Origin of the sequence: Mesorhizobium sp. M7D.F.Ca.US.004.01.2.1, assembly GCF_003997785.1 — a bacterium.
GTDB lineage: Bacteria > Pseudomonadota > Alphaproteobacteria > Rhizobiales > Rhizobiaceae > Mesorhizobium > Mesorhizobium loti.
Genome location: NZ_RZRQ01000712.1, coordinates 1 through 825, shown reverse-complemented (window position 1 = coordinate 825; position 825 = coordinate 1). Strand labels below are relative to the sequence as shown.

The 825-nt window shown below is 65.5% G+C and carries 2 protein-coding genes; both read right to left on the bottom strand.

The annotated features are described in order from the left end of the window. A partial coding sequence (locus EN993_RS36365) for a biotin carboxylase N-terminal domain-containing protein (protein ID WP_281040602.1) occupies positions 1 to 239 on the bottom strand: 239 nt, incomplete at its 3' end. Between the two features lie 5 nt (positions 240 to 244). Beyond that, positions 245 to 825, bottom strand: a 581-nt coding sequence (locus EN993_RS36360) for a carboxyl transferase domain-containing protein (protein ID WP_206532497.1), incomplete at its 5' end; no start/stop codon positions are given.

The window sequence follows — 825 nt, the reverse complement described above, 5'->3', positions numbered from 1 at the left end:
GGATGCACGGCATCGACTTGTGCGGCGATACAGATTTCGATAATGCGAGCAATGTCGAGATAGGACTGCGCGGCGGGTGGCGGACCGACGCGGTAGGCCTCGTCGGCCATGGCGACATGTGCGGCGTCGCGGTCCGCATCGGACCAGATCGCGACCGTCCGGATGCCCATGCGGCGCGCCGTACGCATCACCCGGCAGGCGATCTCACCGCGGTTGGCGACAAGCAGCTTGCGAAACAGCGGTGTCACGCTCTTGTTCCCCCGACGGAACGCAGGGCAGCGACCAAGGCGCGTCGCGTGTGGCGGGGCGCGATCTGTTGACCGCCTGGTGGGTGCACTGTTTCCCGAAGCAGTCCGACACGTGCTCCCGGCCAATGGAAGATGGTTCGGTTGGCGGCGACCAACGGCAACAGGGCTGCAGCGGCGGCACCGATCACCCGCCTGGAAATCAGGCCGATCACGGCAACCGGACAATCGCTCCAAGCTTGGACCAGGTTGCCCAGCGCGACCAATGCCGGACCGTCCGGCAATACGCCCGGGCTGTCCGCGAGTGTGACTACCGGCAGATCGTGGCGAGCACAAAACTGCACCAGCAGTGTTGCCTTGGACAGTGCAGCTGCATCGAGCACACCGGACATCGCCGCTGAGTCGCTAGCCAGAACGCCGATCGCACGACCGCCGATTCTGGCAAGCGCTACGATGAGGCCGTCCCGGTGGCCGAGTTCGACAAACGTCCGGCCGTCACAGACGGCGCGCAGCAGGCGGCGTCCATCGATGGCGGCATCAGGGTCGGCGCCGATCAATCTATCCAGCCCAATGTCTTCGT